17 protein-coding genes are annotated in these 18,344 nt (G+C 60.7%); 12 read left to right on the top strand and 5 right to left on the bottom strand.

Annotated elements, in window-relative coordinates; all coding sequences use genetic code 11:
- Window positions 1–98: 98 nt before the first annotated feature.
- From PSH96_RS13285 to PSH96_RS13250, 8 genes are all read left to right on the top strand, one after another.
- Window positions 99–1,382, top strand: a complete 1,284-nt coding sequence (locus PSH96_RS13285; protein WP_370694363.1) for a sugar ABC transporter substrate-binding protein — start codon at window positions 99–101, stop codon at window positions 1,380–1,382.
- Window positions 1,383–1,548: 166 nt separating this feature from the next.
- Complete coding sequence (locus tag PSH96_RS13280; protein WP_305459634.1) at window positions 1,549–2,439, top strand: carbohydrate ABC transporter permease; 891 nt, start codon at window positions 1,549–1,551, stop codon at window positions 2,437–2,439.
- 10 nt (window positions 2,440–2,449) lie between these two features.
- Window positions 2,450–3,280, top strand: coding sequence for a carbohydrate ABC transporter permease (locus PSH96_RS13275; protein WP_056859282.1), 831 nt, complete (start codon window positions 2,450–2,452; stop codon window positions 3,278–3,280).
- A gap of 22 nt (window positions 3,281–3,302) precedes the next feature.
- A complete protein-coding gene (locus PSH96_RS13270) occupies window positions 3,303–4,406 on the top strand; it encodes an ABC transporter ATP-binding protein (RefSeq protein ID WP_305459633.1) in 1,104 nt (367 codons plus the stop codon).
- A gap of 16 nt (window positions 4,407–4,422) precedes the next feature.
- The gene (locus tag PSH96_RS13265) at window positions 4,423–5,904 is read left to right on the top strand and encodes a mannitol dehydrogenase family protein (protein WP_236373333.1); all 1,482 of its coding nucleotides are present in this window, start codon (window positions 4,423–4,425) and stop codon (window positions 5,902–5,904) included.
- 169 nt (window positions 5,905–6,073) lie between these two features.
- Window positions 6,074–7,555: a xylulokinase gene (gene xylB, locus PSH96_RS13260; RefSeq protein ID WP_305459632.1), complete on the top strand. Its 1,482-nt coding sequence runs from the start codon at window positions 6,074–6,076 to the stop codon at window positions 7,553–7,555.
- Window positions 7,556–7,567: 12 nt separating this feature from the next.
- Window positions 7,568–8,506 (top strand): carbohydrate kinase, encoded by a 939-nt coding sequence (locus tag PSH96_RS13255; protein ID WP_305459631.1) that lies wholly within the window; start codon window positions 7,568–7,570, stop codon window positions 8,504–8,506.
- 100 nt (window positions 8,507–8,606) lie between these two features.
- Window positions 8,607–8,867, top strand: a complete 261-nt coding sequence (locus PSH96_RS13250) for a DUF2790 domain-containing protein (RefSeq protein ID WP_056859278.1) — start codon at window positions 8,607–8,609, stop codon at window positions 8,865–8,867.
- 73 nt (window positions 8,868–8,940) lie between these two features.
- Here PSH96_RS13250 and PSH96_RS13245 read toward each other — a convergent pair whose 3' ends face one another.
- Together PSH96_RS13245 and ilvA are read right to left on the bottom strand one after the other, a co-directional pair.
- Window positions 8,941–9,207 (bottom strand): DUF1652 domain-containing protein, encoded by a 267-nt coding sequence (locus tag PSH96_RS13245; protein WP_017135047.1) that lies wholly within the window; start codon window positions 9,205–9,207, stop codon window positions 8,941–8,943.
- Window positions 9,208–9,431: 224 nt separating this feature from the next.
- Complete coding sequence (gene ilvA / locus PSH96_RS13240) at window positions 9,432–10,454, bottom strand: threonine ammonia-lyase, biosynthetic (protein ID WP_305459630.1); 1,023 nt, start codon at window positions 10,452–10,454, stop codon at window positions 9,432–9,434.
- A gap of 275 nt (window positions 10,455–10,729) precedes the next feature.
- Between ilvA and PSH96_RS13235 the strand changes: the two genes are divergently transcribed.
- Both PSH96_RS13235 and map read left to right on the top strand, forming a co-directional pair.
- Window positions 10,730–10,930 carry a ParD-like family protein gene (locus tag PSH96_RS13235; protein WP_017135045.1) on the top strand — a complete coding sequence of 67 codons (201 nt, stop codon included), beginning with the start codon at window positions 10,730–10,732 and terminating at the stop codon, window positions 10,928–10,930.
- Window positions 10,930–11,691, top strand: a complete 762-nt coding sequence (gene map / locus PSH96_RS13230) for a type I methionyl aminopeptidase (RefSeq protein ID WP_305459629.1) — start codon at window positions 10,930–10,932, stop codon at window positions 11,689–11,691. Before PSH96_RS13235 ends, map begins: the two co-directional genes overlap by 1 nt.
- Window positions 11,692–12,017: 326 nt before the next feature.
- Here the strand turns inward: map and PSH96_RS13225 are convergent, their stop codons facing one another.
- Window positions 12,018–12,956 carry a magnesium transporter CorA family protein gene (locus tag PSH96_RS13225; RefSeq protein WP_305459628.1) on the bottom strand — a complete coding sequence of 313 codons (939 nt, stop codon included), beginning with the start codon at window positions 12,954–12,956 and terminating at the stop codon, window positions 12,018–12,020.
- Window positions 12,957–12,962: 6 nt separating this feature from the next.
- On the bottom strand, window positions 12,963–14,549 hold the full coding sequence (locus PSH96_RS13220) for a RimK family protein (protein ID WP_305459627.1): 1,587 nt from the start codon (window positions 14,547–14,549) through the stop codon (window positions 12,963–12,965).
- A gap of 94 nt (window positions 14,550–14,643) precedes the next feature.
- Between PSH96_RS13220 and PSH96_RS13215 the strand changes: the two genes are divergently transcribed.
- Complete coding sequence (locus PSH96_RS13215) at window positions 14,644–15,744, top strand: GNAT family N-acetyltransferase/peptidase C39 family protein (protein ID WP_305459626.1); 1,101 nt, start codon at window positions 14,644–14,646, stop codon at window positions 15,742–15,744.
- Here the strand turns inward: PSH96_RS13215 and sfnG are convergent.
- On the bottom strand, window positions 15,728–16,813 hold the full coding sequence (gene sfnG / locus PSH96_RS13210; RefSeq protein ID WP_305459625.1) for a dimethylsulfone monooxygenase SfnG: 1,086 nt from the start codon (window positions 16,811–16,813) through the stop codon (window positions 15,728–15,730). The genes PSH96_RS13215 and sfnG overlap by 17 nt on opposite strands.
- Before the next feature lie 266 nt (window positions 16,814–17,079).
- On the opposite strand from sfnG, the gene PSH96_RS13205 reads away from it, so the two are divergent.
- Complete coding sequence (locus PSH96_RS13205) at window positions 17,080–18,318, top strand: acyl-CoA dehydrogenase family protein (protein WP_305459624.1); 1,239 nt, start codon at window positions 17,080–17,082, stop codon at window positions 18,316–18,318.
- Window positions 18,319–18,344: the final 26 nt, after the last annotated feature.

The following is an 18,344-nucleotide window of genomic DNA, read 5'->3' as shown; positions in this document are numbered from 1 at the left end:
AAGACACAACAACAATAACTGTCCTTCTGTAGCCCTTGGGCGCAGAAATGGAGTGCGCGATGAAGTTCACAGCAAAAGCACTGCTTGTCTCCACCTGCATGACCACCTGCATGACCCTCAGCGCCGTCAGCTTTGGCGCGCAAACCCTGACCATTGCCACCGTCAACAACAGCGACATGATCCGCATGCAAAAGCTCTCGAAAACCTTCGAGACCGAGCACCCGCAGATCAAGCTTAACTGGGTGGTGCTTGAAGAAAACGTACTGCGCCAACGCCTGACCACCGACATCGCCACCCAGGGCGGCCAGTTCGACGTGTTGACCATCGGCATGTACGAAGCTGCACTGTGGGGCGCCAAGGGTTGGTTGGAGCCGATGAAAGACCTGCCGGCGTCCTACGACCTCGACGACGTGTTCCCTTCGGTTCGTGACGGCTTGTCGGTCAAAGGCTCGCTGTACGCCCTGCCGTTCTACGCCGAAAGCTCGATCACCTACTACCGCACCGACCTGTTCAAGGGCGCCGGGCTGAGCATGCCCGAGCACCCGACCTGGAGCCAGATCGGCGAATTCGCCGCCAAACTCACTGACAAGAGCAAAGAGCAGTACGGCCTGTGCCTGCGTGGCAAAGCCGGTTGGGGTGAGAACATGGCGCTGATCACCACCCTGGCCAACGGCTACGGCGCGCGCTGGTTCGATGAAAAATGGCAGCCTGAATTCAACGGCCCGGAATGGAAGGACGCGTTGAACTTCTACGTCGACAACATGAAGAAATCCGGCCCGCCGGGTGCTTCCAGCAACGGTTTCAACGAAAACCTCGCGCTGTTCAACAGCGGCAAGTGCGCGATCTGGGTGGACGCCAGCGTGGCCGGTTCGTTCGTCACCGACAAGTCTCAGAGCAAGGTCGCTGACAACGTCGGCTTCACCTTCGCGCCGCACGAGAAGACCGACAAGGGCACCTCGTGGTTGTACTCCTGGAGCCTGGCGATCCCGACCAGTTCCAAAGCCAAGGATGCCGCCAAGGTGTTCACCACCTGGGCAACGTCCAAGGAATACGCCGAGCTGGTTGCCAAGACCGATGGCATTGCCAATGTGCCGCCAGGCACGCGCAAATCGACCTACAGCGACGAGTACCTCAAAGCCGCGCCGTTCGCCAAGGTGACCCTCGAATCGCTGAAAGTCGCCGACCCGACCAAACCGACGCTCAAGCCGGTGCCGTATATCGGTATCCAGTTGGTGACCATTCCTGAATTCCAGGCGATTGGTACCCAGGTCGGCAAGTTCTTCTCGGGCGCGCTGACCGGTCAGCAAACGGTGGACCAAGCCTTGACCGCCGCGCAGACCACTACCGAGCGTGAAATGAAGCGGGCGGGTTACCCCAAATAACTCAGCATCACCGCGATAAATGCTTTGTGTGGGAGCTGGCTTGCCTGCGATGCGGGCGACTCGGCCTGTCAGCCAGACCGATGTGATGCCATCGCAGGCAAGCCAGCTCCCACATTGAGCGCGCTCCGATTCTAGTGTTGCATGCACCCGACTGGTCTTGATCCTAATGAATACGACACCCAAAAACCGCCTGGCCAACCCCGGCTGGTTCCTCGTCAGCCCCTCGGTGGCCATGCTGCTGCTGTGGATGGTCGTGCCGCTGGGCATGACCCTGTACTTTTCGCTGATCCGCTACAACCTGCTCTACCCTGGCGAAAACCAATTCGTGGGGCTGGAAAACTTCACCTACTTCATCACCGACTCGGGCTTCCTGCCTGGCGCCACCAACACCCTGTTACTGGTGGGCAGCGTGCTGCTGATCAGCGTGGTGTTCGGCGTGTTGATCAGTGCGCTGCTTGAGGCCAGTGAGTTCTTTGGCCGCGGCATTGTGCGGGTGATGCTGATTTCGCCGTTCTTCATCATGCCCACCGTCGGTGCGCTGATCTGGAAGAACCTGATTTTCCACCCGGTATCGGGGATTCTCGCCGCCGTGTGGAAGCTGTTCGGGGCCGAGCCGGTGGACTGGCTGGCGCACTACCCGTTGCTGTCGATCATCATCATTGTGTCGTGGCAGTGGCTGCCCTTCGCCATCCTGCTGCTGATGACCGCCATGCAGTCCCTCGACCAGGAACAAAAAGAAGCCGCACGCCTGGACGGTGCCGGCGCCATCGCGATCTTCTGGCACCTGACCCTGCCGCACCTGGCGCGCCCGATTGCCGTGGTAGTGATGATCGAAACGATCTTTTTGCTCTCGGTGTTTGCCGAAATCTTCACCACCACCAACGGTGGGCCCGGCTACGCCTCGACCAACCTCGCCTACTTGATCTACAACCAGGCGCTGGTGCAGTTCGACGTGGGCATGGCCTCGGCCGGCGGCTTGATTGCCGTGGTCATCGCCAATATCGCGGCGATCATCCTGGTGCGGATGATCGGCAAAAACCTGACTGACAAGCCTTGAGGGCCGCGCCATGACGCTTCAACAATCCCGCCGCCTGCAAAGCCTGTTGCTCGGCACGCTGGCCTGGGCCATCGCGATTCTGATTTTCTTCCCGATCTTCTGGATGGTGCTGACCAGCTTCAAGACCGAAATCGACGCGTTCGCCACGCCGCCGCAGTTCATCTTCACGCCGACGCTGGAGAACTACCTGCACATCAACGAGCGCAGCAACTACTTCGCCTACGCCTGGAACTCGGTGGTGATCTCGTTCAGCGCCACCGCCCTGTGCCTGCTGATCTCGGTGCCGGCCGCCTACTCCATGGCGTTCTATGAAACCAAACGCACCAAGGGCACCTTGTTGTGGATGCTGTCCACCAAGATGCTGCCGCCAGTGGGCGTGTTGATGCCGATCTACCTGCTGGCCAAGAGCCTTGGCCTGCTGGATACGCGCATTGCGCTGATCATCATCTACACCCTGATCAACCTGCCGATTGTGGTGTGGATGGTGTACACCTACTTCAAGGACATCCCCAAGGACATCCTCGAAGCCGCACGCCTGGATGGCGCCACCCTGTGGCAGGAAATGGTCCGTGTGCTGCTGCCGATCGCCAAAGGTGGCCTGGCCTCCACCGTGCTGCTGTCGCTGATCCTGTGCTGGAACGAGGCGTTCTGGTCGCTGAACCTGACCTCCTCGAATGCCGCGCCGTTGACCGCGCTGATCGCCTCTTACTCCAGCCCCGAAGGCTTGTTCTGGGCCAAATTGTCCGCCGTTTCGACCCTCGCCTGTGCGCCGATCCTGATCTTTGGCTGGATCAGCCAGAAACAGCTGGTGCGTGGCCTGTCCTTCGGTGCAGTTAAATAATAATTCCAAGCGGAGGCCCATCATGGCCAACCTGAAAATCAAGAATTTGCAAAAAGGCTTCGAAGGTTTCTCGATCATCAAGGGCATTGACCTTGAGGTGAACGACAAGGAGTTCGTGGTGTTCGTCGGCCCGTCGGGCTGCGGTAAATCCACCCTGCTGCGTTTGATCGCAGGCCTTGAGGAAGTCACCGAAGGCACCATCGAACTGGATGGCCGCGATATCACCGAAGTCACCCCGGCCAAGCGCGATTTGGCCATGGTGTTCCAGACCTACGCGCTGTACCCGCACATGAGCGTGCGCAAGAACATGTCGTTTGCCCTGGACCTGGCCGGCGTCGACAAGAAGCTGGTGGAAAGCAAAGTCAGCGAAGCGGCGCGCATCCTCGAACTGGGCCCGTTGCTGGAGCGCAAGCCCAAGCAGCTTTCCGGTGGCCAGCGTCAGCGCGTGGCGATCGGCCGTGCAATCGTGCGTAACCCGAAAATTTTCCTGTTCGACGAACCACTGTCCAACCTCGACGCCGCCCTGCGCGTGCAGATGCGCCTGGAACTCTCGCGCCTGCATAAAGAACTGCAAGCGACCATGATTTACGTGACCCACGACCAGGTCGAGGCCATGACCCTGGCCGACAAGGTGGTGGTCCTCAACAGTGGCCGCGTTGAGCAAGTCGGCTCGCCGCTGGAGCTCTACCACCAGCCGGCCAACCTGTTTGTGGCGGGCTTTCTGGGCACGCCGAAAATGGGCTTCCTCAAGGGCAAAGTCACCCGCATCGAGGGCCAGGGCTGCGACGTGCAGCTGGACGCCGGCACCTTGATCAGCCTGCCATTGAGCGGTGCCAGCTTGAGCGTGGGCAGCGCGGTGACCCTGGGCATTCGCCCGGAACACCTGGAAATTGCCTCGCCTGGCCAAACCACCCTGACCGTCACCGCCGACGTCGGCGAGCGCCTGGGCAGCGACACTTTCTGCCACGTCATCACCGCCAGCGGTGAGCCGCTGACCCTGCGCATCCGTGGCGACATGGCCAGCCAATACGGGGAAACGCTGCAGTTGCACCTGGACCCGGCGCACTGCCATCTGTTCGACACCGATGGCGTGGCCGTGGCTCGTCCACTGCTCGCTGCCGCCTGATTTCGCGAGACTTGTGATGAAACTGAATAAACAGAACCTCACCCAATTGGCGCCGCACGTGAAAATTCCCGCCTATGCGATTGCCAGCACCACCCAGGGCATCGCGCATATCGGCGTCGGCGGTTTCCACCGCGCGCACCAGGCGTATTACACCGATGCGCTGATGAATACCGGCACTGGCCTGGACTGGAGCATCTGCGGCGTCGGCCTGCGCAGCGAGGACCGCAAGGCCCGCGACGACCTGGCCGGCCAGGATTATCTGTTCACCCTGTATGAACTGGGCGACACCGACGACACCGAAGTGCGCGTGATCGGCGCGATCAGCGACATGCTGCTGGCCGAAGACGGCGCCCAGGCGCTGATCGACAAGCTGGCCAGCCCGCAGATTCGCATCGTTTCGCTGACCATCACCGAAGGCGGCTACTGCATCGACGACAGTAACGGCGAGTTCATGGCGCACCTGCCGCAGATCCAGCACGACCTGGCGCATCCCAATGCACCGAAAACCGTGTTCGGGTTTATCTGCGCCGCACTGACCCAACGCCGCGCCGCCGGCACCCCGGCGTTTACCGTGATGTCCTGCGATAACCTGCCGCACAACGGCGCCGTTACGCGCAAGGCCCTGCTGGCGTTTGCCGCCCTGCACAACGCCGAGCTGCATGACTGGATCAAGGCCAACGTGAGCTTCCCGAATGCCATGGTCGACCGCATCACGCCAATGACCAGCACTGCCCACCGCCTGCAACTGCACGACGAACACGGCATCGACGACGCCTGGCCGGTGGTGTGCGAGCCGTTTGTGCAATGGGTGCTGGAAGACAAATTCGTTAACGGCCGCCCGGCATGGGAAACCGTCGGGGTGCAGTTCACCGATGACGTCACGCCTTACGAAGAGATGAAGATCGGCCTGCTCAATGGCAGCCACCTGGCCCTCACCTACCTGGGTTTTCTCAAGGGTTATCGGTTTGTGCACGACACCATGAATGACCCGGTGTTCGTCGCCTACATGCGCGCCTACATGGACCTGGACGTCACGCCAAACCTGGCGCCGGTGCCGGGCATTGATTTGACCCACTACAAGCAGACGCTGGTGGATCGTTTTTCCAACCAGGCGATTGCCGACCAGTTGGAGCGTGTGTGTTCCGATGGTTCGTCCAAGTTTCCCAAGTTCACGGTGCCGACCATCAATCGCTTGATTGCCGATGGGCGTGAAACCGAACGTGCGGCGTTGGTTGTTGCAGCCTGGGCGCTGTACCTCAAAGGCGTTGACGAAAACGGCGTGACTTACAAGATCCCTGACCCACGCGCCGAGTTCTGCCAGGGGCTGGTGAGTGACGATGCGCTGATCAGCCAGCGCCTGCTGGGTGTGGAAGAGATTTTTGGCAAGGCTATTCCCAACTCGGCTGAATTTGTGGCAGCGTTTGAGCGTTGCTTTGTCAGCTTGCGCGACCACGGTGTCACCGCAACCCTGCAGCAACTGCTGAAGAAACTCGATTAGAAATGTGGGAGCCCGCTTGTGTGGGAGCTGGCTTGCCTGCGATAGCATCACCTGGGTTTGACTGATAGACCGAGGTGCTGGCATCGCAGGCAAGCCAGCTCCCACACAAGCCAGCTCCCACAGTTGATCCGGTTACCACTCTAAAAATAATACTGCTGAGCACTCCTTCATGACCCAGCAAAACCTGTACCTCGGCATCGATTGCGGCACCCAGGGCACCAAAGCCATCGTCCTTGACGCGTCCAGCGGCAAGGTCCTGGGCCTGGGCGCCGCCGCGCATACGTTGATCAGCGGCGCCAATGGCCGCCGCGAACAGCACACCCAGGAATGGCTGGACGCCTTCACCGAAGCCACTCACCGCGCCCTGCAACAGGCCGGCGTCGACGGCCAGGACATCCTCGGCATCGGCGTCTCCGGCCAGCAGCACGGCCTGGTGCTGCTGGACGAGCACGGTGAAGTGCTGCGCCCGGCCAAACTCTGGTGCGACACCGAAACTGCGCCGGAGAACGAGCGCCTGCTGGCCTACCTGGGCGGCGAAAGCGGCTCGTTGGAACGCCTCGGCGTGGCCATTGCTCCGGGCTATACCGTGTCGAAACTGCTGTGGACCCGCGAACAACACCCGGACGTGTTCGCGCGCATCGCCCATATCCTGCTGCCCCACGACTACCTCAACTACTGGCTCACCGGTCGCGCCGTGGCGGAATACGGCGATGCGTCGGGCACCGGCTACTTCAACGTACGCAGCCGTGAGTGGGACGTGGCGCTGCTTACGCACATCGACCCGAGCGGGCGCCTGGAAAAAGCCCTGCCGCAATTGATCGCGGCCGATCAAACTGTCGGCACCCTCCTGCCGGCCATTGCCGAACGCCTGGGGATCAACCCCAATGCCAAGGTGTCCAGCGGCGGCGGCGACAACATGATGGGCGCCATCGGCACCGGCAATATCGCCACCGGCGTGATCACCATGAGCCTGGGTTCGTCCGGCACCGTCTACGCATTTGCCGATCAGCCGAATGTGAGCCCGCAAGCGTCGGTCGCGACCTTCTGCTCATCCAGCGGCGGTTGGTTGCCATTGATCTGCACCATGAACCTGACCAACGCCACCGGGGTGATTCGCGAGCTGTTCGAACTTGACCTTGCGACCTTCAACAGCCTGGTTGAGCAAGCGCCGATTGGTGCCGACGGCGTGAGTATGCTGCCGTTCCTCAACGGCGAACGCGTGCCCGCCCTGCCCCACGCCACCGGCAGCGTGCACGGGCTGACCATGACCAACCTGACCCGCGCCAACCTGTGTCGCGCGGTGGTCGAGGGCACCACCTTCGGCCTGCGCTACGGCCTCGACCTGCTGCGCCAGACCGGCCTGCAAAGCCACAGCATCCGCCTGATCGGCGGCGGCTCGAAAAGCCCGGTGTGGCGGCAGATGGTGGCCGATATCATGAACACCGAAGTGGTGTGTACCGAACAAAGCGAAGCCGCCGCCCTCGGCGCGGCGATCCAGGCGGCCTGGAGCCAGTCCGGCGAACCCCTGGCCAGCCTGTGCGACAAATGCGTAAGTGTCGACCCGAGCAGCCGCACGCTGCCGGTGGCGACCCGTGTCATTGCCTATCAACAGGCTTACGAGCGCTACCAGCAGCTCGTGGCAACCCTTTAAGAGCGAACGACTATGTATCTGGTGTGTGGCGAAGCACTGTTTGATTTTTTCAGCGAGGAAGAGGCCAGCGGGCAGGCTTCCAGGGTTAATTACAAGGCCATTGCCGGTGGTTCGCCGTTCAATGTGGCCGTGGGCTTGCGCCGCCTGGGCATTGAGTCCGCGCTGTTGGGTGGCGTGTCCAACGACTTCCTTGGCCAGCGCTTGCAGCAAGTGCTCAAGGACGAAGGCGTCAGCCAGCAGTTTCTGCTTGAGTTCGCCGCGCCGACTACCCTGGCAATGGTTGCCGTGGGCGCCAACGGCTCACCGCAGTACAGCTTTCGCGGCGAAGGCTGCGCTGATCGGCAATTGACCCTTGAGCATCTGCCGACGTTGGGCGATGAGATTCGTGGCCTGCATATCGGCTCGTTCTCGCTGGTGGTGCAGCCGATTGGCGACACCCTGCTGAGCCTGGTCAAGCGCGAAAGCGGCAAACGCCTGATCAGCCTGGACCCCAATGTGCGGCTCAACCCGCAGCCGGATATCCAGCTGTGGCGTGAACGCGTGGCCGGGCTGGTTAAACATGCCGACCTGATCAAGGTCAGCGACGAAGACCTGCACCTGCTCTACCCCGACCAGTCGCCCGAGAGCGTGCTGCAAGGCTGGTTGCAACACCGTTGCCAGTTGGTATTCCTCACCCGTGGCGGTGATGGCGCGACAGTATTCAGCCGCCAGCACGGCAGCTGGTCGCAACCTGCGGTCAAGGTGGTGATGGCCGATACGGTGGGCGCCGGCGACACCTTCCAGGCCGCGTTGATTGCCTGGCTGACCGAGCAGCAGCTGGATTCGATTGACGGCCTGCAACAGCTGACGCGCGCGCAGATCGACAGCATGCTCGGCTTCGCCATCCGCGCCGCCGCGCTGACCTGCAGCAAGACCGGGCCGGACCTGCCGTATCGCCAGCAGTTGGGCTGAAGCCTGGGTTTCATGAAGGTTTTGTCAGCCAAGGCAAAATTAATCGATGGTTAATCCCGCAAGCCGAGAGTGAAATTGAACTCACTTGCGGAGCACCAACATGAAACTGCGCACATTGTTATTCACCGCCACCCTGGCCCTTGCAGCAGTATCGGGCATGGCCCAAGCCGACACCGCCGCCAAGCCCGTGCCTTATCAATACGGCACGCCGTTGAACATCGACAAAGTGATCGCCATGCACGAGGAAGACACCGACGCGTGCAAGGTGATCAATGCCGATATCAAATTCGTGGACAAAGCCGGAAAGATCGAAGACGTAGGCTATCGAAAAATGTCCGAAGCCTGTGACTTTCAGAACTGAAACAGACCGTATTGGGCCTGGCGATTACCAGGCCCACAGGTCTTCGGTGACTCAACCTCAAACACCTGGCTGACTAGTAGCCGCGCCCCGCCACTCTTTGCTGAGCAGGCGCCTGGGTGTGCTTGAGGTCCTCGCGCAACCCGCTGATCAGGTTGCAAATGGCTCGACTGCTGTCGAGTTTTTCCGCGTTGATACCTTTGACCTCCAAATCTACCCGGTCACGGTCGCGGTCGTCATAGACCTTGATCGTCAACGAGGCGTCTTCGGCTTTGGTGCATTCACACCGCTTGGGCAGGAAACTTCCTTCAATAATGCTGCGTAATTCCAGTTCCGAAAGCATGGCCAACCTCTCCTTTCTTGAGACTGCCAACAGATTTTTTGTGTGTCCGGCAGGCGCAGGCCCGCCACGTCTTACCGACCCTGGCAGACGCTTACAGTCAATAAGCCTACTCGGCAAAATCCGTTCTTGTTGTAACTTTTCCTCATAAGCGCAACGACCCTCTATATAAGCCAGTTTATGTAGCCAGCATCGTCGTCGAACCGCGCCGATTAAACGTTTATGCATTAAATTACACATTGCGCCGCGACTCTCTCTGCAACATGTCGCAAACTATCAAAGTTGATATTGGCCCCGGAATTCACCGCCACCAAGGTCTGCCCACGCACGCCGTTTTGGCTGACGTACTTGCGAATGCCCGCCACCGCCAATGCGCCGGATGGCTCGGTGATGGAGCGCGTATCGTCGTAGATCAGCTTGATGGCGCTGCACAGTTGGTCATTGCTGACGGTGATCACTTCATCGACCCAATCGCGGCAGATCTCAAAGCCATAGGCGCCGATCTGTGCCACGGCAGTGCCATCGGCAAACCCATCGACACAGGGCAACACCACTCTTTCACCGGCGCGCAAGGCGGCCAGCAGGCAACTCGAGCCCTCGGGTTCGACCCCGACGATGCGCACCTCGGGCCGCAGGTATTTGACATAGGCGGCAATCCCGGCGATCAGGCCGCCGCCGCCCACCGGTACGAAGATCGCGTGCAGCGGGCCTTGCTGCTGACGCAGTATTTCCATGGCCACAGTGCCTTGGCCGGCGATCACGTCGGGGTCATCGAACGGCGAAACAAAGGTGCAACCCGTTGCCTCGGCCAATTGCAGCGCGTGGGCCAGGGCAAACGGAAAGCTTTCGCCATGCAACACCGCTTCGGCGCCCCGGGAACGCACGCCCAGCACCTTCAATTCCGGCGTGCTGCACGGCATGACAATGCTGGCCTTGATCCCCAGCTCCCGCGCCGCCAGCGCCACGCCCTGCGCATGATTACCCGCCGAGGCGGTCACCACGCCACAGGCTTTGTGCTTATCGCCGAGTTGCACCAGCTTGTTGTAGGCGCCACGGATCTTGAAGGAAAACGTTGGCTGCAAATCTTCCCGTTTGAGCAGCACCTGATTGCCCAGTAGCGCCGACAGCGCAGGCGCCGGCTGCAAGGGCGTGCGCACTGCCACGTCGTAAACCGGGGCGGCGAGGATCTTTTTTACGTAGTGCTCAAGCAGCCCGGTATTGGCGGTTTGCGCGGCGCGGTGGGTACTCATGGGCGTCTCCTGGTGTTGGTGTGCTGCCCAGGAGTCGGAAAAACAAAACCCGCCTCTAGGGCGGGTTTGGGTGCAGCCGTGTGCTATCCCGCCAAATGAGGAATGGCGGTAATAATAATGCTCGGCTGGCGGCGCAAGGCTTGAAATGTCATGCACCGAAATTAACCGGCGGTGGTTGGGCAAGTCAATGGCCTGTCGCCATTTGGCCGGTTGGGGTTTACGATCGATATACGAAACGTATACGCTTTGTATATCCATCTAACACAGTGAACCCCATGGGCATCGTCAAGATCACCGACCAACTGCACGAACAGCTACGCCTGGCCAGCGCCGCCATGGACCGCTCCATCAATGCCCAGGCCGAGTTCTGGATCAAGATCGGCCTGCTGGCCGAACTCAACCCGCACCTGCCCTACAACGAGCTGATCAACAAGCTGTTGCTGGACAAACCCGACCTGATCCGAGGGCGCGGCTGATGATCAAGACCCCCGCACAACTGGCGGTGATGCGCGAATCCGGGCGCCTGCTGGCCCAGGTATTCAGCATGCTCGACGGTTTTGTCGCTGCCGGGCGCTCGACCCTGGAGCTGGACAGCGCCGTCGAGGCCTTCATCCGCAACGACCTCAACGCCCGCCCGGCGAGCCTTGGGCAATACGACTACCCCTTTTGCATCAACACCTCGATCAACGAAGTGGTGTGCCATGGCATGCCCAGCGCCAAGGAGGTGTTGAAAGACGGCGACATCATCAACATCGATATCACGCTGGAAAAAGGCGGCTTTATCGCTGACTCCAGCAAGATGTACATGATCGGCAATGTGGCGCCCAAGGCCCGGCGCCTGGTGGAACAGACCTTCGAAGCCATGTGGGCCGGCATTCGCCAGGTTCGCCCCGGCGCCCGACTGGGCGATATCGGCCATGCGATCCAGAGCCATGCGCAAGCCAACGGCTACAGCGTCGTGCGTGAGTATTGCGGCCACGGCATCGGCCGGCAGATGCACGAGGAGCCCCAAGTGCTGCACTTCGGCCGCCCCGGCACCGGGCTGGAACTGCGCGAAGGCATGGTGTTTACCATCGAGCCGATGCTCAACCAGGGCAGCGCCAAGGTGCGCGACCTCAAGGATGGCTGGACGGTGGTGACCAAGGACAACAGCCTGTCGGCGCAGTGGGAACACACCGTGGCGGTGACGGCGGGCGGCTTTGAGGTGCTGACACTGCAACCGCACACCGACGCATAACCTGTGGGAGCTGGCTTGCCTGCGATAGCATCGACTGTGTGTCACTGACACACCGCTTGCACAGGAGCGCTTAACTGACGGGCTTGCCCTAATGCCCGTCAGTTAAGCGCAGATCCCCTGTGGGAGCGGGCTTGCTCGCGAAAGCGGTGGGTCAGTCAACATCAATGTTTGCTGGGCCGACGTCTTCGCGGGCAAGCCCGCTCCCACATTTGATCTTCGCTGCTTTGAGCATTTCGTTCGCTTAACTGACTGGCATTAGGGCTTGCCCGCTCGCCACAGAGGAATTTGGCCACCCTACCTGTCAGCTCCCACACGCTGCAGTGGGTTCACGCGCGACTGGCGCCGCCGGCTATGCGCTTGAGCCCGAACACCATCAACCCCGCCGCCACCCCCATTGCCACCATCAACAACGGGTACGACACCCACCACGGCGTGCCTGCCGTCATCATGCTGAACTCCGACATCCCGCCCACGCTGGCAATCAGGTTGAGCGGCAGAAACACCACGTTGATCAACGTCAGCTTGCGCAACAGGTTGTTCATGCTGTTATTCATCAGGTTGCCGCGAGCATCGATCAGCCCGGAAAACACGTTGGAATAGATCTCCGCCTGCTTGTAGCACTGGTGGTTCTCAATGATCAGGTCATCGATCAAGCCCAGCACTTCGGCGCTGAAATGTTCCTTTTCCGCGTGGTTGCGCAACCGCGACAACACCGCGCCATTGCTGTGCAGCGCGTTGATGTAATAGATCAAACTCTCACTGAGGTTGAACATCTGCATCAGGTGCTGGTTGCTCATCGACGCGTTGAACTGTTGCTGCAACTCCCGCGCCACCAGCTTGATTACCTTGAGGTGGCCCAGGTAGTGGTGAATGTTGTTAAGCAGCAGATCAAGCAACACATCCAGTGGCGTATGCAACGGCCGGCGTGCGCCGAGCCCGGACAACGGGGTGTCATCCGTGGCGATCACCAGCAAGCGGCCAGGCGAAAACAACAGCCCGCAGGAGGCCACTTCGAACATCAGGCTGCCGCCGCCGGAGTAGTTCTCCGGGCGTTTCCAGATCAAAAACAGATTATCGGGGTGAAACTCGATGCGTGAGACTTCATCCGGGTCCAGCGCCGAAGCCAGGGCGTGTTCATCGAGTTTGTGATGGTCGCGCAGCCACTCGCGCTCGGCCGCGTCCGGGTTGTTGAACAGCATGATTGCTGCGTCGTCCTTGTCCGCTTTGCACAGTTTTCCGTCGGCCAGTTCAAAGCGCTGGATCATCGCGCGTCACCAGCCCTGGCCCTGGCGTTTCAACTCCAGGCGCCGTACGAACTCCTCCAGCACCAACGCATACAGGTCGTCTTGCAAATAGGCATCTTCGATACCGGCGTCCATGTTCGGGTTGTCGTTGACCTCGATCACCACCACTTTGTCGCCGGACTGTTTGAGGTCGACGCCATAAAGGCCGTCGCCGATCAGGTTGGCGGTTTTCACCGCCAGCTCCACCACCGCCTTGGGCGCTTCGTGAACCGCCAGCGTGCGGCATTCGCCGTTGATGTCCTGGCCGATGGCCTTGTGGTTATAAATCTGCCAATGGCCCTTGGACATGAAGTACTGACAGGCAAAGATCGGCTTGCGGTTGAGCACGCCAATGCGCCAGTCGTACTCGGTGTAGAAAAACTCCTGGGCCAGCAACAGCACCGAATGTTCGAACAACTCGGCGGTAGCCTTGAGCAGGGCTTCCTGGCTTTCCACCTTGATCACGCCGCGCGAGAAGCAACCGTCGGGGATCTTCAACACCAACGGGAAGCCCAGGCGCTCGCCAACCCGTTCGAAGTCCTCCGGTCGCTCCTTGTAGAGAATCTCGGTGGCGGGCATGCCCAATTGATGGCTGTTGAGCAGGTCAGTGAGGTAGACCTTGTTGGTACAACGCAGGATCGACGCCGGGTCGTCCATCACCACCAGGCCTTCGCTTTCGGCTTTTTTGGCAAAGCGGTAAGTGTGGTTGTCGACACTGGTGGTCTCGCGGATCAGCAAGGCGTCGTACTCGGCCAGGCGTGAATAATCCTTGCGCTCGATCAGCTCCACATCGATGCCCAGGCCCTTGCCGACCCGCACAAAGTTGTCCAGGGCGCGGGCATTGGACGGCGGCAGTTGTTCCTGCGGGTCGTGAAGAATCGCCAGGTCATACCGCGCCAAGCGGCGTGAGCGCGGCTGGCGCCAGATCTTGCGGCTGAAGTTGTCGAGGGCGTGGGCGAACTGGTCTTCCTGGTCATCGCGCAACTTGTGCAACACGCCGGACTTGACCCCGTCGATATGCCAGCCATTGTGTTTGCGAAACTCAACTAACAAGATCGGGCACGGAAAGGTTTCAAATAACTGGCGGGCCAACTCTTGCAGCGGCTCTATATTGGTTCGACCAAAATAAAGTGTCAGGGTAAAACCTTCGGTATTGCTGTAAAGGTGATGACTCAGGGCTTTATCGAGGGTTTTATCCAGGTCGTCCAGTGCCAAGCCATACAGCGACTTTTTAGTCAGTTCACTGATGGTGCGCACCGACGGAATCACCTTGTGCCCACGCGCTTCGGCCAGCAACGAGCAGTAGTAGCCGTGCCCCAGATACTTGTAGCTGCGCCACAGGTTGATGACCTGCACACGCTTGCCCGTCTCGCTTTCACGGGTTTGTTCAAGGTATTCCTGGGCCGTCACGATGTCTTCGCTGGGAAAGTAGGAGGCCCAATCTTCCTTGCGTTCGACAATGATCACCACTTGACTGGACCCTTTGGTCGCGACCGATAAATAACCGCTGGAAGTTATTGTCGCCGCGACGTTTTGCTCGGATACTTCACGCCAATGACCTTGTACCGCTGACATAATATTTGATCCGCTTTAGAGAACTCGACCTTTTCTATTAAGCACGATCTTTTAGAGAAGTCCCGTTTCGTTACGCAACTTTTACGGCGGTCATATGGCTCTTTCCTTTCGCGTTGCAATACCCGCTGATGTGCCCGAATTGGTCGCGCTGGAACAGCACTGTTTCACCACCGACCGGCTCTCGCCGCGCAGTTTCCAGTGGATGATCAGCCGTGCCCATGGCCAGTTACTGGTGGCGGAAAACGACGCGCAGTTGCTCGGTTATGCACTGGTGTTGTTCCATCGCGGCACCTCGCTGGCGCGCCTGTACTCCATCGCCATCGCCGAGCACGCGCGCGGCATGGGTTTGGGCAAGCAATTGCTGACGCGCATCGAGGCCTGCGCCCTGGAACATGACTGCGCCTACCTGCGCCTGGAAGTGCGCACCGACAACCCCGGCGCCCTGGCGCTGTACGAGCGCAATGGCTATCGCCGCTTTGCGCTGATCAATGACTATTACGAAGATCACACCGCCGCTATTCGGCTGGAAAAACGCATCCTCCAGCACCAGGTCGCACGCCCCCAGAGCGTGCCGTATTACCAGCAGACCACCGACTTCACCTGTGGCGCCGCATGCCTGCTGATGGCCATGGGCGCGTTGCTGCCAGGTCGCGTGGCCGGGCGGCGCGAAGAACTGCAGATCTGGCGTGAAGCCACCACCGTGTTCATGACCGCAGGCCATGGCGGCTGCAGCCCGCAAGGCTTGGCTTTGGCGGCCTGGCGCCGGGGTTTTCGGGTGCGTATGCAGGTGAATGTGCGCGGGCCGTTGTTTCTCGATGGCGTGCGCGACCCGCACAAAAAGGACGTGATGCGCTTAGTGCACGAAGCGTTTGAAGAGGAATTGGCCGGCAGCGACGTCGAACAGATACTCGGCGGCGCCCTGGATTTACCGCAGGTACTGCAGGCCGGCGGGCAGCCGCTGGTGCTGATCAGCAGCTACCGCCTCACCCGTTCCAAGTCGCCGCACTGGGTGATGGTCACCGACTGCGACGAAGAGTTCGTCTACCTGCACGACCCCGATGTGGACCACAGCCAGCATCGCCAGCCCCTGGACTGCCAGCATCTGCCGGTCAGCCATGGGGAGTTCGAGCGCATGTGTCGTTTTGGCAGCAAACAATTGCGCGCGGCGGTGGTGCTGTTCAAGCCACCTGCTTGACCCCGGCCTTGGCTTCCAGCTCGCGCACCAGCGGCAGGACGCGCTTTCCGAAGTATTCGACTTCCTCCTGAAAATGCAGGAAGCCAGCCAGTATCAGGTCCACGCCCACAGCCTTGAGCGCGACAATGCGCTCGGCGATCTGCTGCGGTGTGCCAATCAGGTTGGTCTTGAAGCCGTCGTTGTATTGCACCAGGTCCTCGAAGCTGGACTTGGCCCAGTTGCCCTCGCCTTCCGGTGAGGCCTTGCCCGCCTGTTTGGCCGCATCGCCAAACGCATTCACCGCTTCCGGGTCGGCCTTGTCGATGATTTCGGCGAGCACGGCGCGGGCTTCTTCTTCGGTGTCGCGGGCGATCACAAAGGCGTTTACCCCCACCTTCACCGAATGGTGATTGGCCGCGGCCTTGGTGCGGATGTCGTCAACCTGGGCCTTAATGCCTTCGGGCGTGTTGCCGTTGGTGAAGTACCAGTCCGACACGCGGGCCGCCATGTCCCGCGCCGCCCGTGAGCTGCCGCCCTGGAACACTTCCGGCTGGCCAAGTGGCTTGGGTTTGAGGCTGTAATTGTTGAAGCGGTAGAAGTCACCCTTGAAAGTGAAATCGTCCTGGCTCCAGATGCCTTTGAGGGCGCGGATAAACTCCTCGGAGCGGCGATAACGCTCGTCATGTTCCAGCCAGGGTTCGCCGATGGCCTGGAATTCGCCCTTGAACCAGCCGCTGACGATATTCACCGCAATGCGCCCGTTGGTGAGCTGGTCGATGGTCGCCAGTTGTTTGGCTGCCAACGCCGGCTGCCAAGGGCCAGGCAGGATCGCCGCGATCACCTTGAGCGTGGTGGTTGCCGCCAGCAACGCATGGCTGAACGCGACGGACTCATGCTGGTTGTCGGCGCCGTACCCTGCGGTGAAGCGAATTTGCGTCAGGCCATATTCGAAGCCGGCCGCCTCGGCCAACTGCGCAAGCTTGCGGTTGTAGTCGATGCCCCAGTGAGTGCGCTGTTCGATCTTGCTGACCACCAGCCCACCGCTGACGTTGGGTACCCAATAGGCAAATTTCACGGCTTGCAGACTCATCTGGCAGTACCTCGCAGGAAAGGATGTAACCAGGCTTGAGCAGCAAGCGTGCCAGACATCATCAAAGCACCACCCCATGGGCGTTGTGGCGCAAATCGCCGTGGTGGTTGCCAAGCGGGCGAATGTCGCAGATGGCCTTGATTTGTCGATTTACTGTTGCTGGAGCAACAGCAGTTGGGCTCCAGCCCCAGCAAATACGGGCTGCGCCGCCCGGCACGGACTGTGCAATCCGCTAAGCATTGATCACTGCCCAGGAGCCGTATCCCATGACCGAGCAACATGTCATCAACCCGCTGTCCATCGGCGTCGATTACCCCACACTTGCCGCGCGCTTTCGGCCGATCTTCCAGCGCATCGCCGAAGGGGCCGTGGCGCGTGAACAGGCGCGCGCCCTGCCCTATGAGCCGATCGAGTGGCTCAAACACGCAGGGTTCGGCGCGGTGCGGGTGCCGGTGGAATACGGCGGCGGCGGCGCGTCCCTGCCGCAATTGTTTGAGCTGCTGATCGAACTGGCGGCGGCCGACTCCAATGTGCCCCAGGCGCTGCGCGGGCACTTCGCCTTTGCCGAGGACCGCCTGAACGCGCCACCTGGCGCGGGTCGCGACCTGTGGTTCAAGCGTTTTGTCGACGGCGATATCGTCGGGTGCGCCTGGACCGAAATCGGTAACGTGGCGATCGGCGATGTGGTCACTCAGGTCAGCCCGGATGGCGACAACTGGAAGCTCAACGGCGAAAAGTTCTACAGCACCGGAAGCATTTTCTCCGACTGGATCGACGTGTACGCCCAGCGCAGCGACACCGGCGCCGATGTGATCGCCGCCACCCGCACGCGCCAGCCTGGCGTGGTGCAACGTGATGACTGGGACGGGTTCGGCCAGCGCACCACGGGCAGCGGCACCACGCGGTTTACCGATGCGGTGGTTGAGGCCGACAACGTGATCGACTTTGCTACCCGCTTCAAATACCAGACCGCGTTTTACCAACTGGTGCTGCTGGCGAGCCTGGCCGGCATCGGCCGTGCAGCGCTCAACGACGTGGCGCAGCAGGTGCGCAATCGTAAACGCATCTACAGCCATGGCAATGCGGCGCATGTCAGCCAGGACGCGCAGGTTCAGCAAGTGGTGGGTGAAGTGGCCGCCCTGGTGTATGCCGCCGAGGCCAGTGCGTTGAAAGCTGCGGTGCCGGCGCAACGGGCTTACTTGGCACGGTTTGCCGGGGATGCGGTGGCTGAGCGTGAGGCGAACGTGGCTGCCGAGATTGAATCGGCGACAGCGCAGGTGGTGGTGTCGGAGCTGGTTCAGCGGGCTACCAGTGAGCTGTTCAATGCGCTGGGGGCGTCGGATGTACGCCAGGGTAAAGCGCTGGATCGCCATTGGCGCAATGCGCGAACCGTGTCGTCGCATAACCCGGTGATCTATAAGGCGCGGATTGTGGGGGATTGGGTGATCAACGGAGCCGAGCCGCCGTTTGTGTGGCAGATCGGGAATGGGCCCGGGAAGGCCTGACGCGGACCACCTGTGGGAGCTGGCTT

The organism is Pseudomonas sp. FP2338 (assembly GCF_030687515.1).
In the GTDB taxonomy this organism is placed as follows: Bacteria; Pseudomonadota; Gammaproteobacteria; order Pseudomonadales; family Pseudomonadaceae; genus Aquipseudomonas; species Aquipseudomonas salomonii.
Note: the sequence above shows the minus strand (reverse complement) of the source record. Positions and strands in the feature narration are given on the sequence as shown.

Excerpts from the sequence above, each read along its gene's own strand:
- PSH96_RS13250 (WP_056859278.1), top strand. The coding sequence starts at position 8,607 with ATGAAACTGCGCACATTGTTATTCACCGCCACCCTGGCCCTTGCAGCA.
- PSH96_RS13275 (WP_056859282.1), top strand. The coding sequence starts at position 2,450 with ATGACGCTTCAACAATCCCGCCGCCTGCAAAGCCTGTTGCTCGGCACG.
- PSH96_RS13285 (WP_370694363.1), top strand. The coding sequence starts at position 99 with ATGACCACCTGCATGACCCTCAGCGCCGTCAGCTTTGGCGCGCAAACC.
- xylB (WP_305459632.1), top strand. The coding sequence starts at position 6,074 with ATGACCCAGCAAAACCTGTACCTCGGCATCGATTGCGGCACCCAGGGC.
- PSH96_RS13225 (WP_305459628.1), bottom strand. The coding sequence starts at position 12,956 with ATGATCCAGCGCTTTGAACTGGCCGACGGAAAACTGTGCAAAGCGGAC.
- sfnG (WP_305459625.1), bottom strand. The coding sequence starts at position 16,813 with ATGAGTCTGCAAGCCGTGAAATTTGCCTATTGGGTACCCAACGTCAGC.
- ilvA (WP_305459630.1), bottom strand. The coding sequence starts at position 10,454 with ATGAGTACCCACCGCGCCGCGCAAACCGCCAATACCGGGCTGCTTGAG.
- PSH96_RS13215 (WP_305459626.1), top strand. The coding sequence starts at position 14,644 with ATGGCTCTTTCCTTTCGCGTTGCAATACCCGCTGATGTGCCCGAATTG.
- PSH96_RS13280 (WP_305459634.1), top strand. The coding sequence starts at position 1,549 with ATGAATACGACACCCAAAAACCGCCTGGCCAACCCCGGCTGGTTCCTC.
- PSH96_RS13245 (WP_017135047.1), bottom strand. The coding sequence starts at position 9,207 with ATGCTTTCGGAACTGGAATTACGCAGCATTATTGAAGGAAGTTTCCTG.
- PSH96_RS13235 (WP_017135045.1), top strand. The coding sequence starts at position 10,730 with ATGGGCATCGTCAAGATCACCGACCAACTGCACGAACAGCTACGCCTG.
- PSH96_RS13205 (WP_305459624.1), top strand. The coding sequence starts at position 17,080 with ATGACCGAGCAACATGTCATCAACCCGCTGTCCATCGGCGTCGATTAC.
- map (WP_305459629.1), top strand. The coding sequence starts at position 10,930 with ATGATCAAGACCCCCGCACAACTGGCGGTGATGCGCGAATCCGGGCGC.
- PSH96_RS13255 (WP_305459631.1), top strand. The coding sequence starts at position 7,568 with ATGTATCTGGTGTGTGGCGAAGCACTGTTTGATTTTTTCAGCGAGGAA.
- PSH96_RS13270 (WP_305459633.1), top strand. The coding sequence starts at position 3,303 with ATGGCCAACCTGAAAATCAAGAATTTGCAAAAAGGCTTCGAAGGTTTC.
- PSH96_RS13220 (WP_305459627.1), bottom strand. The coding sequence starts at position 14,549 with ATGTCAGCGGTACAAGGTCATTGGCGTGAAGTATCCGAGCAAAACGTC.
- PSH96_RS13265 (WP_236373333.1), top strand. The coding sequence starts at position 4,423 with ATGAAACTGAATAAACAGAACCTCACCCAATTGGCGCCGCACGTGAAA.